Origin of the sequence: Candidatus Cyanaurora vandensis, assembly GCF_013285555.1 — a bacterium.
GTDB classification, from domain to species: Bacteria; Cyanobacteriota; Cyanobacteriia; order Gloeobacterales; family Anthocerotibacteraceae; genus Cyanaurora; species Cyanaurora vandensis.
Genome location: NZ_JAAXLT010000039.1, coordinates 1 through 14,807 on the forward strand (window position 1 = coordinate 1; position 14,807 = coordinate 14,807).

Annotated in this window: 14 protein-coding genes and 1 pseudogene; 8 read left to right on the top strand and 7 right to left on the bottom strand. The window is 52.9% G+C overall.

The window, feature by feature from the left end; genetic code table 11:
• The 4 genes from HFM78_RS02365 to HFM78_RS02380 form a co-directional block, all read left to right on the top strand.
• Positions 1 to 546, top strand: a 546-nt coding sequence (locus tag HFM78_RS02365; protein WP_287127811.1) for a response regulator, incomplete at its 5' end; no start/stop codon positions are given.
• A 106-nt stretch (positions 547 to 652) separates the two neighbouring features.
• Positions 653 to 1,090, top strand: coding sequence for a hypothetical protein (locus HFM78_RS02370; protein WP_287127812.1), 438 nt, complete (start codon positions 653 to 655; stop codon positions 1,088 to 1,090).
• A 160-nt stretch (positions 1,091 to 1,250) separates the two neighbouring features.
• Complete coding sequence (locus tag HFM78_RS02375) at positions 1,251 to 2,633, top strand: hypothetical protein (protein WP_287127813.1); 1,383 nt, start codon at positions 1,251 to 1,253, stop codon at positions 2,631 to 2,633.
• A gap of 100 nt (positions 2,634 to 2,733) precedes the next feature.
• Positions 2,734 to 3,744 carry an SDR family oxidoreductase gene (locus HFM78_RS02380; RefSeq protein ID WP_287127814.1) on the top strand — a complete coding sequence of 337 codons (1,011 nt, stop codon included), beginning with the start codon at positions 2,734 to 2,736 and terminating at the stop codon, positions 3,742 to 3,744.
• Positions 3,745 to 4,173: 429 nt separating this feature from the next.
• On the opposite strand, the gene HFM78_RS02385 is transcribed toward HFM78_RS02380, so the two are convergent.
• From HFM78_RS02385 to HFM78_RS02395, 3 genes are read right to left on the bottom strand one after another with little or no spacing between them, the layout of a single operon-like run.
• Positions 4,174 to 4,398, bottom strand: a complete 225-nt coding sequence (locus HFM78_RS02385; RefSeq protein WP_287127815.1) for a hypothetical protein — start codon at positions 4,396 to 4,398, stop codon at positions 4,174 to 4,176.
• Positions 4,398 to 5,378 carry a saccharopine dehydrogenase-like oxidoreductase gene (locus HFM78_RS02390; protein ID WP_287127816.1) on the bottom strand — a complete coding sequence of 327 codons (981 nt, stop codon included), beginning with the start codon at positions 5,376 to 5,378 and terminating at the stop codon, positions 4,398 to 4,400. The genes HFM78_RS02385 and HFM78_RS02390 overlap by 1 nt, the downstream gene beginning before the upstream one ends.
• Positions 5,379 to 5,437: 59 nt before the next feature.
• A complete protein-coding gene (locus HFM78_RS02395; protein WP_287127817.1) occupies positions 5,438 to 6,454 on the bottom strand; it encodes an agmatine/peptidylarginine deiminase in 1,017 nt (338 codons plus the stop codon).
• Positions 6,455 to 6,473: 19 nt separating this feature from the next.
• Here HFM78_RS02395 and HFM78_RS02400 point away from each other — a divergent pair, with 19 nt between their 5' ends.
• Together HFM78_RS02400 and HFM78_RS02405 are read left to right on the top strand one after the other, a co-directional pair.
• A complete protein-coding gene (locus HFM78_RS02400; RefSeq protein ID WP_287127818.1) occupies positions 6,474 to 7,295 on the top strand; it encodes a carbohydrate ABC transporter permease in 822 nt (273 codons plus the stop codon).
• Positions 7,296 to 7,339: 44 nt separating this feature from the next.
• Positions 7,340 to 9,130, top strand: a complete 1,791-nt coding sequence (locus tag HFM78_RS02405; protein WP_287127819.1) for a carbon starvation protein A — start codon at positions 7,340 to 7,342, stop codon at positions 9,128 to 9,130.
• Here the strand turns inward: HFM78_RS02405 and HFM78_RS16075 are convergent.
• Positions 9,127 to 9,906: pseudogene (locus HFM78_RS16075) on the bottom strand (RNA-guided endonuclease InsQ/TnpB family protein); the annotation flags it as partial. The gene HFM78_RS02405 and the pseudogene HFM78_RS16075 overlap by 4 nt on opposite strands.
• Before the next feature lie 222 nt (positions 9,907 to 10,128).
• Between HFM78_RS16075 and HFM78_RS02410 the strand changes: the two are divergent.
• Positions 10,129 to 10,674 (top strand): Dps family protein, encoded by a 546-nt coding sequence (locus HFM78_RS02410; RefSeq protein ID WP_287127820.1) that lies wholly within the window; start codon positions 10,129 to 10,131, stop codon positions 10,672 to 10,674.
• An 18-nt stretch (positions 10,675 to 10,692) separates the two neighbouring features.
• Here HFM78_RS02410 and HFM78_RS02415 read toward each other — a convergent pair whose 3' ends face one another.
• On the bottom strand, positions 10,693 to 11,004 hold the full coding sequence (locus tag HFM78_RS02415; protein WP_287127821.1) for a hypothetical protein: 312 nt from the start codon (positions 11,002 to 11,004) through the stop codon (positions 10,693 to 10,695).
• A 98-nt stretch (positions 11,005 to 11,102) separates the two neighbouring features.
• On the opposite strand from HFM78_RS02415, the gene HFM78_RS02420 reads away from it, so the two are divergent.
• Positions 11,103 to 12,029, top strand: coding sequence for a carbohydrate kinase family protein (locus HFM78_RS02420; protein WP_287127822.1), 927 nt, complete (start codon positions 11,103 to 11,105; stop codon positions 12,027 to 12,029).
• Here HFM78_RS02420 and HFM78_RS02425 read toward each other — a convergent pair.
• Both HFM78_RS02425 and HFM78_RS02430 read right to left on the bottom strand, forming a co-directional pair.
• Positions 12,026 to 12,358: a rhodanese-like domain-containing protein gene (locus HFM78_RS02425; RefSeq protein ID WP_287127823.1), complete on the bottom strand. Its 333-nt coding sequence runs from the start codon at positions 12,356 to 12,358 to the stop codon at positions 12,026 to 12,028. The two genes, HFM78_RS02420 and HFM78_RS02425, sit on opposite strands and share 4 nt — an antisense overlap.
• Before the next feature lie 245 nt (positions 12,359 to 12,603).
• A partial coding sequence (locus HFM78_RS02430) for a BsuBI/PstI family type II restriction endonuclease (protein WP_287127824.1) occupies positions 12,604 to 14,807 on the bottom strand: 2,204 nt, incomplete at its 5' end.

Below are 14,807 nucleotides of genomic sequence, written 5' to 3' on the forward strand. Positions count from 1 at the left end.
GGCTTGGCGATCGTGCAGCATCTCGTTGAGCTACACGGGGGCACGGTGCAAGCAGAGAGTCCGGGTGCAGGACAAGGCGCGACGCTGACCGTGCAGTTGCCCTTGCACGCCCCAACCTCGCCGCCGATAGCACCGACCTTGCCCGTCTCGCCGGAGCCCCCTGATCTGGCAGGCTTGCGGATTCTGGCGGTGGATGATCAGGTCGATGCGCTGGAACTATTGAAGTTTACGCTGGAAGATTACGGGGCAGCAGTGCTGACCGTGACGACTGCCAGAGACGCAATTGCCGCTCTCAGCGCCAGCCGCTATGATCTGCTGATTTCGGATATCGGCATGCCAGGGGAAGATGGCTACTTCCTGATTCGACAAATTCGATCGCTTAGTGCTAAAGCCGGAGGACAAATTCCCGCGATCGCCCTAACTGGCTACGGGGGTGAGGTAGAACAACAGCGGGCGATGGAGGCGGGGTTTCAAACCTGCGTGACGAAGCCCGTTGAGCTTAGACAACTAGCCTGGATGATGGTCAATCTGGCTAAAGGACGTTAATTTGTGCGGGGTCTTTGCGCTCACATCCGCCTGTAATTCTGTCTGGAGCTAGAGGTATAAAAATAGCGTTTCCAAAATAGTAGAAGGTGTACTTGAGGGGACGATGATGGCGATCCATATCCGACGCGATTTGATGTACGCGATTCTTTCTCATATTCAAGGTCTGGATGAATCTGATCTAGAACCCATCCCCAGCCTATCGGAGCGCGATTTTGGTCATCTGAACGCGACCCCAGCCGAGGTTATTGGGCATATGGACTACCTCTATCAGCAGGGCTGTTTCCGGGGCGTATTTGAGCGGGGTTCCTACGGTGACCGTGAGCTTGAAGTGGGTTCCTTCAACCATCCCCCCGATATCATCAAGGACATCAACGGCCCAGACCTACCCCCAGACAAGATTGAAGCCGCCCCAGACCCCAAGGATGTGATCCCGATTGACGGAGCGATTGATGTAGAACATGTCCGGCTTACCGTTGCGGGACGGCATCTACTCGCTGACCTCACCAAAGAACAGCCCGCTCCCGAACCTTCCCGGCTAGCTTAGGTTCTTGCCCCCTACCCCCAGCCCCCACGTGCAGGGTAGGGGAGCAAGAATAGTAGTCTCTTCTGTCTTCTGCTTTACCTCTTCTGCCTTGGTCCCCCACGAGGTGGGGCGGAGGGGCCTTCTTAACCGTTACCCTAGCAGAATCTCTAGTGGATTCCCTGTGCGTACTCGCTTCTACAAACCGCGCCCCCTCCTGTTCCCCTGGCCCCTCGAATGGTTGCTCTATTTGGTCGCTACCTTCTATATGCTCTTGATCATTTTTGACCTGAGCTACCTCTCCTTACGAACGTTTTACCTGACTAACCCATACCTCAACCTTACGACTATGGTCCAACGCTACGATCCGATTAAGGGGGCTGAACCCCATTGGATTAATGAGCGATATCTCGACACCGCCCAAGCCACAATTGACCGCTTCCGGGCTGACCCCCAGGACCCAGGATTGGCTGAATTGCTATTGAGTTTACGGGTCCAGAGTCAGACTTTAATTGACACTGATCCCTACGCGCGGGTGGGTAAGACGGGTTTATTGGAGAAGCTCAAGAACCGAATTCGTGAACGAATGAATACTGAGAGTTCTACCCAGTCTTTCCAGCAGTTTTGGACGCGCCAGTATCTTTCAGAGAATAGTATTCGTTTTTATGAAGAGCAACTCGAACCTTTGCTTGGGGCCAATTACTACCGCGATTACGGCGAAGATGGCGAGTTCATTGACCATTTCTGGCAAATTGATTTATATTTCATCGGGTTTTTTGCTCTGGAGTTGGTTCTACGGATAATTTACATGGCACGGGTCAAACGGATTACGCTTGGTGAAGCCTTGGGAGAGCGTTGGTATGACCTGCTCTGGTTAATTCCGGCACCGGGCTATCTCGTCCACTGGCCCTGGTTGCGGTTGATTCGTTTCATTCCTTACGCGGTGCGTTCAGACCAACTGGGTACACCCTTTGACCGGGTGGTAGATTATTTCAATCGACAATACACGAGCTATCTCGCTAACCGGGTTACGGATTTGGTGATTGTGAATATCATCAGTAATCTGGAAGATGCGATCCGTACGCTCGACACCCAGACCCTCTTACGAATGACAGACAGTCAACCGGAGAGCCGGACCGGACGACAATGGGAACAACTCTTTAAACGGCAGAGTCACGCCATCATCCACCGTGTCCTACCTGATATCGAAACCGAACTCGTCCAACTCTTGCAACACACGATTTTAAACGCGCTCAAACAAGCTCCCGGTCATCAACTCGTCGTGCCGCTAGTCGAGAACAACTTGAAACAATCGCTCCACAGTATCTATGGCACCCTCCTCACTAACCTCCAGGCTCCCGACCGCCCCGACCCCGCCGCCCAAGCCCTGACTGAGCAACTCGTCCATAAACTCAGCCTCAAGCTCACCGCCGAGCTCCAGGCTGAACATACCGTTGAAGATGTACAGGATGTCTTGATTGCCATGCTCGAAGACGTGAAACGCAGCTACATCGCGCCGACAGTGGCGACGGTTGTTGACCCGCGTACGGACCTAGCGCGGCGGTAACAGAAACTCACCCCGCACTGAGTGGTTTATGCCATGGGTAGGAGGTTGACGACTGACCAAGCGAGTTAAATTGAGCTAAGGAACCTTACGGAAGTGCACTATGCAACTTAAACCCATCAACGAACAGGTGGCGGTTATTGTCGGAGCCTCCAGTGGGATCGGACGGGAGACCGCCCGTCAGTTTGCCCAGGGGGGAGCCAAAGTGGTAGTGGCAGCCCGGACTCAGAGCGCACTTGATTCATTGGTAGATGAGATTAAAACCGCCGGGGGCGAAGCGGTTGCTGTGGTTTGTGATGTTAGCGAGTTTGACCAAGTGAAAGAAGTCGCCCAACAAACTCTTCAAGTTTATGGACGCATGGATACTTGGGTCCATGCAGCGGCGATTGGGATGTTCGCGCCCTTTGCAGAGATTAGCCCCGAGGAATTTAAGCGGGTGATGGATGTCAACCTAATGGGTCAAGCTCATGGGCTATGGGCGGCCCTACCCCACTTGAAACACGGCGGGTCTTTCATCAGTGTCTCTTCCGTGGAGGGCCGCCGCGCTCTGCCCCTCCAGAGTCCCTATTCTGCCTCCAAACACGCCCTCGAAGGTCTGTTGGAATCGGTACGCGTGGAACTCGCCCATAGTGGTAGCCCGGTGAACCTGACGAGCATTCTCCCGGCAACGATTAACACCCCTTTTTATAACAAGGCCCGCACTAAGCTTGGGGTCAAACCGACTGGCGTACCGCCTTATTACCAGCCCAGCGTGGTCGCTGAAGCTATCCTCCACGCCGCCCAACACCCGCACCGGGAGCTAATTGTCGGTGATGTGGGCCGGGTGCTGGACGGGATGCAAAAGCTCTCGCCCTCCCTAGTAGATAGCCTCCTGGTGGCGATTGGTTTTGTCGGTCAGCGTACTAACGAACCCAAACCCGAATCCGTGCCCGATGGACTCTTTGAGCCGATTGAGGGCTATGACCGGGCCGAGGGTGATTATGGAAACTTGACCATCCCTAGTGTGTTAGAAGTTTTGGACCGTCAACCGATTGCTAAGGCGTTGACTGGGGCGGCTTTAGGAGCGGTGGCTCTATTCTTGGTCGCCCGCGCTGCTCGTTCTATTGATGCGTAGTATTCAACAGGTTGCACGGACAGCTTTTGGGTACAAACAACTGCGCTCGGGTCAAAAGCCTGCCATTGAGTCCGTCCTTAAGGGGCAGGACTTACGCAAAGAGACGGGTGATGATAGCCGATGTTCGTCAGAACCCTGGCTGAGACTCCTCGCCAAGCACCGGTTACCCACAGGGTGGCACCTTGCCCCTTTAAGCCCGGAGGGGGTCCAAGAGGCGGCTCACAGCGGTTTTTTAACGAGCAGAAGCCATAACCAGTAAGGCTAAAGTGCCAGCCAGCGGCTCACTCTGGCTCCTCCAGACTTTGTTTTTTCTGATGCAAAGTGCGATGGCTATTTCTTCCTTAGGGGCTATCGGCTGTGCGTAAGTCTTGTTATATTTAATTACAAAAAAAGGGGCCGACTTAGTAAGCCCCCAATCCCAAATCTCATTCAGACATTCCGGTTAGAAAACTCCTCTTTGTTCCAGTCCAACTCCAACCGTTCGAGTAATTGCTGGGCCTGTTCGTAGTTGAGCGTAATCAGGTCAGCACTGTTGCGGTAGGTTTTGGCGAAGTTGTCCCAGTAGAACTGATTGAGGATGACCAACGCCCGGAGTCGGTCAGTATAGGTAAAGACCCCAATCCGGTCCAACTGCTCAGGGGTAATACTCTGCATCAGCGTACAAATCCCGGCATCACTTCAGCACTTGTAAATAGCCCATAACTGCCCCGCCGCTGTAACGCCACGCCCGCCTTGAGGTAGCCAAAGGCCGGACCACAGACATTAGCTGCCATGGAGGTCTCATCGCCCAAGGTGAAGGTATGAGTCGCTGTGCGCCCCTCGAAGGTCCGCCCGGTCACTTGGACATTGGTGCTGAGGGGCTTCTTGGGGTTACGGGTGTCCACTACCCCGCCCACGGTCACTTGGTCCCGTGAACAGATCCCCAACCGTTCCAGTAGGATGTCATCGGCGTGTTCCATGTTCTCTAGGTGCAGTAGGCCGCCCGTCCGGGCCAGTAGTTGTTCCACCTCAGCGTCACTCATGGCCCGGGCCTGCTCTAGGGTGTAATCCGGCAGGTGTCCGATATCTTCACGGATCGTCGAACGGTACTGTTCCCAGGACGCAATCCCCACCCCAAAGGTGATTTTGACGGTCAATACCTCCGCGAAACTCTGACTCGCGAGCACCGCCGCCGCCGTCAAAAGCCCCGGTGTCGCTCCGCAACCCGTGAGGTAGGTAATCCCCGTCTGCTGGAGTGCTGGGTGTAAAAGTAAAAGTTGCTCCACGGCACTGGTGCGCTTAATTGCATCCACCAGTACGCCTTGCCAACCCTGCCGGATAAATTGCTGGGCGACCCGGGCCATGAAGGTATTGGGTAGGTTCGGTAGGGCCAAAAAGAACCCGTCTACCGCCTGGGTCATCACTTGGGCAATCCCGTCGCTATCCGTGTGGCCCCACTCCGGTAAAGCTGCGACTGTACCTCGTTCTTTCACTGCACTCAAAAGCTCATGGAGCGGTAATCCGTCCGCCCGGTAAGCCCAACCGCCCCGGTCTGCCACCGCCACCAACTGCATTTCTTGTTTCGGATGCAAGACCATCGCCGCTGCCTGCCCTAAACCGCCAAACCCCAAGACCCCGACGCGGATCACTCCCATGGTCTATGTACCTTGCGTGTGTGGGTAAATTTTACCCCCAAAATGGGCCGGGGGCTAGCCTACCTGGGTTGCTGCTGAGTGACACAGTGCAACGCCCCTAATCCCCAAACCAAGTCTGTACAGTAAATCCCCATCACCTTGCGGTTAGGGAACAACTTTTGTAACGTCGCTAGGGCTATCGCATCCTGGGGGTCGCCAAAGACCGGAACCAGAACTACACCATTAGCAATATAAAAGTTGGCGTAACTTGCCGGGAGCCGCACCCCGTCGTAATAGTGGGCACTCGGCATAGGTAAAGCATGAACCGTTAACCCAGGGTCCCCAGCGAGTCTGAGTAAACGCTCATAATTAGCTTGGAGTAAGGCGTAATTCTCGTCTGCCGGGTCTTCCTCTAGGACACAGACGACCGTTGTGGGATTGACGAAACGAGCCAAGTCATCAATATGCCCGTCCGTGTCATCCCCCACAATCCCCTCCCCTAGCCACAATACCTGTTCAACGCCTAGATAGTCCCGGAGATACTGCTCCAGGTCCGTCCGAGTCAGATGGGGGTTGCGGTTGCGGTTGAGCAGGCATTGTTCAGTGGTCAGCGCGAGGCCCTGTCCATTTACATCTATGGAACCACCTTCGAGGATAATGCCGGGACTAAAGCGGGGGAGGCCCAAGAGGTCCGCAACCTGGGTGGGAACTTGGTCATCGTCATCCCAGGGGCCGTACTTGCCGCCCCAACTGTTAAATCCCCAGTCCACCAGGGCCAGTTCACCGGGCCGGGTAATGAAAATCGGGCCGTGGTCCCGTGCCCAACAGTCATTAGTAACGATGGGGTGCAACTGGATATCTGCTCGCCACGCGCCTTGGGCCTGTAATAGTGATTGGACTTCCTGAGCCATAGCTTCACCTGTCACCAGGATGTGAACTGGCTCTTGGAGATGACCGACTAACTGGGCAAAGACGGCGGGCACCGGGTCGAATTTACCGGGCCAGGTCTCCAGGTTATGGGGCCAACTGAGCCAAGTGGCGGCGTGGGGTTCCCACTCAGCGGGCATCCGATAACCGAGGTGAAAAGGTGTGGGCATCGCGTGTAACACTGATTCCATGACCAAGCGTAACGTGTTCCTGTATTACCTGCTGCTCGGGGGTTTGGGGTTGTTGTTGATGAGTCCTTTGCTGTGGCTGGTCAGCACCGCCTTTAAGGCCCCTGGGGAGAATATCTTCCAGTACCCGCCGCAATTTTTCCCCCAGTCGCCCACCTGGGCCAATTTCGCGTGGGTCTGGAACAACTATCCCTTCGCCCGCTACCTCTGGAATAGCATCGTGGTCTCGGTCTTGGCGGTGGGGTTTAATTTATTGTTCTGTTCGCTGGCGGCTTACCCCTTAGCGCGGTTACGTTTTCCGGGGCGTAAGGTGATCTTCTGGGCGGTGCTGGGGACCTTGATGATCCCTTTTCAGATCACGATGATCCCGCTCTATATCCTGGCGGTCAAGTTGCAGTTGACCAATAGTTATCTGGGACTGGTGTTCCCCTATCTGGTCTCGGCGTTTGGGGTCTTTTTGTTGCGCCAAGCTTTTATGGGGGTACCCAAGGAGTTGGAGGAGGCGGCTCGTCTCGATGGCTGTGGTCTACTCCAGACTTGGTGGTTTGTGTTGATACCCGCGATCCGGCCGGCCTTGACGACACTCGCCGTATTTACATTTGTCGGGCTGTGGGGGGATTTTCTCTGGCCCCTAATCATTGTGGATAAACCGGAATATTTTACGTTGCCCTTGGGGGTTGCGACCTTGGCGAGTGCGTTTGCGGAGGACTGGCGGTTGATTGGGGCGGCCTCGGTGATCTCGATCGCGCCGATTCTGTTATTTTTCGCGCTCAGTCAACGCTTCTTTTTGCCCACGGGGAGCGGGGAAGGCCTGAAGGGTTAGGGCGGGCGGATGGGGTACGATGTGGACACTTTCACCCCAGACCCATGCTCGCTCTGATTCTTCTAGTCGCTCTGGCTCTATTGCTGCTGGCCTATTTCACCTATGGACGGTTGGTGGCGAATTTTTATCGGCTGGACTGCGAGGCTCCGACTCCGGCGGTCCTGCTCAGCGACCGCTTGGATTATGTACCGACGAATAAGTTTTATTTACTCGCGCAGCATTTCTCGGCGATCTCAGCAGCGGGACCAATTTTTGGGCCGATTATTGCGGGGTTGGCCTTTGGTTGGCTGCCGGCGCTGTTGTGGATTGTCGGCGGGAGTGTTTTTATCGGGGCAGTCCACGATTTCTCGACGCTGGTGGCCTCCTTGCGGCACCGGGGGGCTTCGATTGCTGAGGTGGTCCGGGCTAATACTAGTCCCCGCGCTTTTTATCTATTTATGGCCTATATCTGGTTCACCTTAGTCTATGTGCTATCGGCGTTTACAGATGTTACGGCTCGGACATTGGTCAATAATATCGAACTCAAGGATGCCACAGGGCAAGTAGTGAGTACGGCTTTGGGGTCAGGAACAGCGACGAGTTCGATTTTGTACTTGAGTCTGGGGTTGTTGTTGGGAGTCTGTTTCAAAATATTAGACCAGACGGTGGGCGAGGCGGCTTGGCCCTGGGTCCGGCGGGGGTTAATTGGAGTTTTCATGGTCCTGGTGGGGGCAGCGATTGTGGTCGGTCAGTCCTTCCCAGTACAGTTACCCGCCGTGGTAGATCTCCTGCCCTTTGCGATTGGAAACCCAGCTTGGGCGGACCCGGCGGTGAGTTGGGGTTATGTCATCCTGGCCTATTGTGCGGTGGCGAGTCTGTTACCGGTTTGGTTATTGTTGCAGCCCCGTGGTCTCTTGGGGGGATTGTTTTTATACGTGATTTTAATTGGCGGCTTGGTGGGGATGTTCGTGGGCACCAGTCAGGGCAATTTCCCAGTGGTCTATCCGGCTTTTTTGGGGTTTACCAGTGAGAAGTTGGGACCGCTCTTCCCAGTTTTGTTTATTACGATTGCCTGTGGAGCTTGTAGTGGCTTTCATGGGTTGGTCTGTAGTGGGACGACGAGTAAACAACTCAAGTGCGAATGTGACGCGCCGCTGGTTGGCTACGGGGGGATGTTGTTGGAAACGGTAATTGCCCTGATTGCCCTGGCCTGCGTGATGGTCTTGGTGCCGGGGAGTGCGGGGCGACCGGATGAAGTATTTGCGCGGGGAATTGGCAACTTCATCAGTGCCCTGGGAGTAGACCGTTCCTTTGCGATTGGGTTTGGCTTGCTGGCCTTTGCAACGTTTGTATTTGATACGATTGATGTAGCGACACGGTTAGCACGATATCTACTGGAAGAGATTTTTAACTGGCGTGATAACTGGGGTAAGGCGTTTGCCACAGGGTTGACGTTATTATTACCCGCTATCTTGCTCTCCTTGACGTTTACGGGTGCGGACGGCAAAACAATTCCTGGCTATTTAGTGATTTGGCCTGTTTTTGGGGCAGCGAATCAACTCTTGGCAGCGTTGAGTCTCCTGGGTCTTTTTGTCTGGCTCATCCGTCGTAAAAAAGAAAAGTTGGCCTATGTATTCGTAGGGCTCCCGATGGCTTTCATGATGACGGTCACGCTCTGGGCTTTGGGGCTTGCCACGCAGAAATGGTTCAACGGCGTGACGGGCGGGACGCGTTCCTGGGCTGACCCAGTGGGCTGGATCTCCCTGGCTCTGTTGGTCTTGGCGGTCATCCTAATTAATGAAGGCGTGCGGGCGTTGTTTCAGCCGCTACCCGAGGGAGAAGCCCTGTCCTCCTAGTCAGGATTACGCTGGAACCAAAGCTCTAGTTGACATACGCACCGGGTTGAAGCCACGGTGATTCTTGACGGCTCACAGCAACTTGCTACTGAAGTAGGCTTACTGTCGCTCCCCGCCCATTTAGAATCGTGCCCAGGCCCGATGCCGACTTTTTCTATGTTCTTGGCTGCGTTCTCATCCCTATCATGCTTAGTACCGCAACTCACACAAGTTACAGACCTGACCTTGAGAGCGAGCTTGCCCCACTTGAACCCGCAATCAGCACAAATCTGACGGGTAGGTTCCCAGCGACTAATCATCTTGAATTGGCGACCAAACTTTTCAGATTTAGCCGCACACAGACTTCTGAATTCTCGCCACCCTTGCCGGCTGATTGCTCGTGCCAACTTACGGTTTTTGACCATTCCGGACACGTTCAAGTCCTCCAGAACGATAGCTTGGTTTTCGCTAACAACCGAGGTCGACAGTTTGTGCAAAAAGGCTTTACGGGTATCTGAAATCTGATTGTGCAATTTAGCAATCTGAATCCGAGTTTTGTTTCTCCGATTGGAACCTTTCACTTGACGCGCAAGCTTCCTTTGGAGCTTGCGAATCTTTCGGTCTGCTTTTGAGTAGTTTGGACTCTCAGCTTTTTCGCCATTACTCATGACAGCAAAGGTTTTAATCCCCAAGTCAATACCGATACTTTGGTGCTCGGCGGCAACATTGACAGGCTCAACCGCTACGACAAAGCTCAGGAACTAACGGTTGGCAGCATCTTTAATCACCGTGACTGATAAGAACCAAGCGGCCCCTCCGCCCCATACCCTGACGGGCACAGGCTAGTGGGGGACCAAGGCGAAAAAGGCAAAAAGAAAGTTCTTCTTGCTCCCATACCCCACCACGCCTGTGCCTGGCAGGGTATGGGGGAGGGGCCTGCCTATGAACCTGTCACGGGGTAGAGGCTTGGTAGCTTGAGGTTTGGTCTACTGAGAGGAGTGTCAAACCCCGGAGAAGTTATGCGTAAGCCCAATATTGGCTTGAGTGTCGAGCAGCGTCAGGGCGTGGTGGAATTGCTCAACCATGACCTAGCCGATGCCTACTTGGTCCTCATCAAAACGAAGAAATACCACTGGGATGTGGTCGGTCCTCAGTTTCGCTCCCTACATAAACTGTGGGAAGAACAGTATGAAGCCCTGACCGAGAATATTGACGCGCTAGCCGAGCGCGTCCGTACCCTGGGTGGCTATCCCATCGGGACCGCCAAAGGCTTCCTAGAATACGCTTCCATCAAGGAACACGCTGGGGATGTGCCCACGGCCTACGGCATGGTAGCGAACCTGTTAGATGACCACGAGCAAGTCATCCGTAACCTGCGGGACCATGTGGACCAGACCTCTGAGGAATTTGGAGATGAGGGAACCTCCGACTTCTTGACCGGGTTGATGGAACAGCATGAGGAGATTGCGTGGATGTTGCGCTCCTTCATTGAAGGGGAATCCATCGTTCCTGCTGCTGCTGATAAAGCCGGGTCTGATCTCCGGGTTACCGCTCAAGTGAACTAGCTGAATCGGGGGCGGTGGTCAACTGCCCCCGCGCAATTGGGCCAAGGTCGCCGCCAATACACCCAAAACCCCCAACAACAGACCGGGCACCAGCATCGTCAAAGCCCCTGCCCAATAAGAAAAACTCTGTTTCCGGGCAACAAAAGTTAAGCTCAGGGTCATCAGTGGACCCAAAACCACGACTAGACCCAAGATGACCGCTTGTCCCAAGCTGTTCAGGGTCACCAGAGCCAGCAATAATCCTAATCCCGCCCCCAGCAATAGGCCAAAGCCCAAGATGACACCTAAAAAAAACTGACCGGGACTATTGGGCGGGGGTAAGGCGTTCATCGGCTTGCCATAGCTCGTAAAAGTTTAACGTCCCGACCTGCCATCTGCTCACCCAATCTGAGATGATGACCTCTTAATAACAAAGGTGGGGTAGAGCAATGACCCGCGAGATAATCTGTATCGGGGGCGCGGTGGTAGATATTCTGGTACGACCCCTTGACCAGTTGCCGCCCGTCGGTCAATCGGTCACCGTCGAACAAGTCAACCTCCAAGTCGGGGGCTGTGCGGTCAATACAGCGATTTTGATGGCCCGGTTGGGGCTGAAAGTAAGTTTTTGGGGCCGTTTGGGGGCCGATACCCTGGGGCGTTTTTTGAAGGCGCAACTTGAAGAAGAAAAAGTTTTCCCCGAAGTCTTCATCCTCGATCCGACGATTCCCACCAAAGCGGCCCTAGTCGTGGTCAACAGTCGTGGCGAACGCTCTTTGATTCGCACCGGGGAGGGGGGTAACGCGCTTTCCTTGAAGGACTTAGACCAGATTGACCTCAGCGGAGCGCGGCATCTGCATATTGGTGGCTGCTACTCACTACGGAATCTGATGGGGGAGAACCTCGCGGCTCTTTTGCGCTATGCCAAGGAAATGGGGGTGGGGACTAGTCTGGATACGGTCTGGACCCAGGATGATTACTGGCAATCTATTTATCCGGCTTTGCCCCATGTGGATTACTTCTTACCCTCCCTGGAGGAAGCGCGGCGGATCACTGGACTTGAGCAACCCAAGGAAATAGCCCACGCCCTAACCACAGCGGGGGCAAAAACCGTAGTCATCAAGCTGGGTGCAGCGGGCAGTTATGTTCATTGGCAGGGGAGTGAGGGTTTACTCCCGGCCTTCCCGGTCGGGCGAGTGGTGGACACGACGGGGGCGGGGGATGCCTTCTGTGCCGGGTTTTTGACGGCGGTGTTGGCGGGCTATGGGGTGCCTCGGGCAGTGGAGTGGGGGAATGCGGCGGGGGCAATCACGGTTACGGCCTTGGGTGCAACAGCGGCTCTACGTTCGCGTGCTCAGCTACTAGAGTGGCTGGCTTAGTAATGGGGTACGGTCGGGTCTAGGTCACTGTAGGCCGCAATCCCGCCCCAGATATTCTTGACCTGAGTAAACCCCTGACTGACCAAAAAACCACACATCTGAGCCGAGCGGACCCCGTGATGACAGAGGACCAGGGTTTCGCAGTCTGGGTCCAGTAGTTCAGTAATCTGCGGTCCCCAAGTCCCATATTCGCTCAAGGAGAAGCGGCGAAAACCGGGCAAGGCTGCCAAGGCCAGTTCCTCCGGCTCCCGCACATCCACCAACTGCACCGCGTCCAATTGCCCCAACCGCGCCGCTAATTCCTGAACTGTAACGACTCCGACGCTCATGACTTGCTCATCCACAGGTTTTTACTGTATCAGGACTTACGCCAGAGTCAGAGCCAGAGGAATAGCGGGGTGCTTAAGTTCCTGGATGAGCCACCCGCATCTCCCCCGCCCACTGGGAAATTTTTTAGTCCTAGCCCCTAGAAATGCCCCGCCTCGGCAGCAAGGCTGGCTGAAGACTAGCACCACCGACAGGTGCGGTCATCCTCTTTTTAGAGAAACCAGAAAATCCGTTTCCTCGCGAAAAATTACTGTAAAGTCTTATAAATTTGCAGCAAGCTCTCACCGTTGAAGTGAATTAAGTGCTCAGGGGAGTCTGCTACCCAAACATCGGTCTCCCAAGAGATAGAAGATAAATACTGAACCATAGCCTTACGGCTCAAGAAAGCGGTGATAAATACTAAGTCGGCAAGAGTACCTTGGCAAAGATCCTCAAGCTCAGTTCTCCGCTGGGGGCTAATCGGTCCATGGGAAGTAACAGCTTCCACCAGGACTATCCAATTTTGCGTTGAATAGTGAATAATCAAATCTGGCATTTTACCGTGTGCATCTATATTTATGCCTAGATTAGATAGGAAAGTCTGTTCAAAAAGGGCAAATTTTTCTTCAGCGTCACCCACATAGAGCAACTTACCGCCTGGGGTAAAGTTAGGAATAAATTTATCACAAATTTCCTTGATCAAGATGTTCTGACCACCTGGAGATAGAGATAAGGTTTCGTTGATTGGAATACGCTTCATCTGCCGCTCTTGAGCATATTTCTGTTTGAGCGTCTCAGTTGAAGCTAGGTAGGTGGAGAGTGTTTCATGCCAGGTCGGGCTGCCGTAGGTTCGTAAAAGTTCAAGCACGGTCTGTTCGAGTTTGTAGACTGTGGCGGGACTATTGATGGGACGGTCTGGATCGTCAGGATTTGTGATAATCAAAGCGGCATCTCGAAACTGATGTATGGTTTGACGACAAATGGTCTCCCGTGTGTTTGGTGCATAATCCTTACCATATTGCGCTTTCATGTAATTCATGATCGCGGTGATCCCTAGTGAAACAGATTTAGCTTGGTACCAGGGTAGTGTTGGATCAAGATTGAGTAAGGCTAAAAGGGTTAAGGCTGACCGCTCATTAAGTTGTGCTCTGGGTAGGCCAAGAGCTTTTAAGACTGTAACCGCCTCTTCGACACGATTTTTGACAGCAATGGGACTGGGACCGGAAGCAAGGGACATAGGCAGTAACTCCTTTTCAATCAGCACATCAATGGTGTGTTGTTCAAGAAACTTATCGCCAATCAGTCGCCCTAACTGGCGTAGTTGGTTGAGTGTAGGATAACCAATATTCCGTAAATCCGTTGCGTTAACCTGGGTACTACCGTTAAACTGTCGAAAGAGAATATCAACGAGAGTCGAACTAAGATAGATAGCTAAACCCTGCGCTAAAGTTATATCGAGGCCATGCCCATCTTGATGGAAGTAATTAATATGATTTTCAAATCCTATACTGTTACTAGCTATCTGCTCAGCTTTATAAATAGCGGTTACCACTCGTTTTTTTTGCTCTTTTGTCGTAAACCGCTTCGTTAGTACATAATTTCCATTGGGAACTTGTAGGATAGCAGTTTCTGAGGAGTTCAGCAGAGCTTGAGGTTTTTTAGTATCTATTGGCCAAGTGATAAATCCATTGGTAAAATTAACTGGGTAGATGAGGGGTACTGTTCTTGATGTGGGTCGTGCTTGTAAATAAGGAAGGGCACGAAAATCTACCACTCGTCCGGTGGAAACGGACAAGCCTAATTCAACTAGTGTAGTTGGAAACTGTTTCATCTGCTCAACCACCTGCTCAGCAGTAAGATCAAGTAAGACACGAATAAATTTCTCTGGATCGCTAGGATTGACGACTTGTACGTAGGGTAACTCAATAACTAATTCTTCCTCTCCCGTACTAGAACTAATTTTTACCGGATTTAATAGTTGTTTTTTAATCGTGGAAACAATAATAATTTCTTGCAGTACCTTATCATCTCGGAAAGTATCTTGCCGAGAATCAAATAGATGAATATGTTGTAGAGCCATAATTCTTAAAAACAACGTACGAAAATCTTTAAAGTAAGGACCGTGACAGAAGCTGCGCGGCGTTATCGTGACGAGTTCTCCTTCAGATTCAAGTAACAAAATGGTAGCTGCCATAAAACCAGTGTAGAGATTACTAGTTTCAACACCTATGGAGCGGAGTAGCTGACGTGTCTCTGATTGGTTAGAGATTTTACAATAGGGAGGATTGAGAATAGCACAATTAAACTTAGCTTTCCTTGGCTGCTGAAAAAGACCGGGTTGTAGTAGAGACGCTGCCTCGTAAATAAAATCAATTTGGCGAATTTCAAAACTAAAGATAATGTTTACTTGCAGACATACACTCTGACATAAGTTTAAGGTCTCCTTTAGATAGGCAACTAGAGTATCGTCTA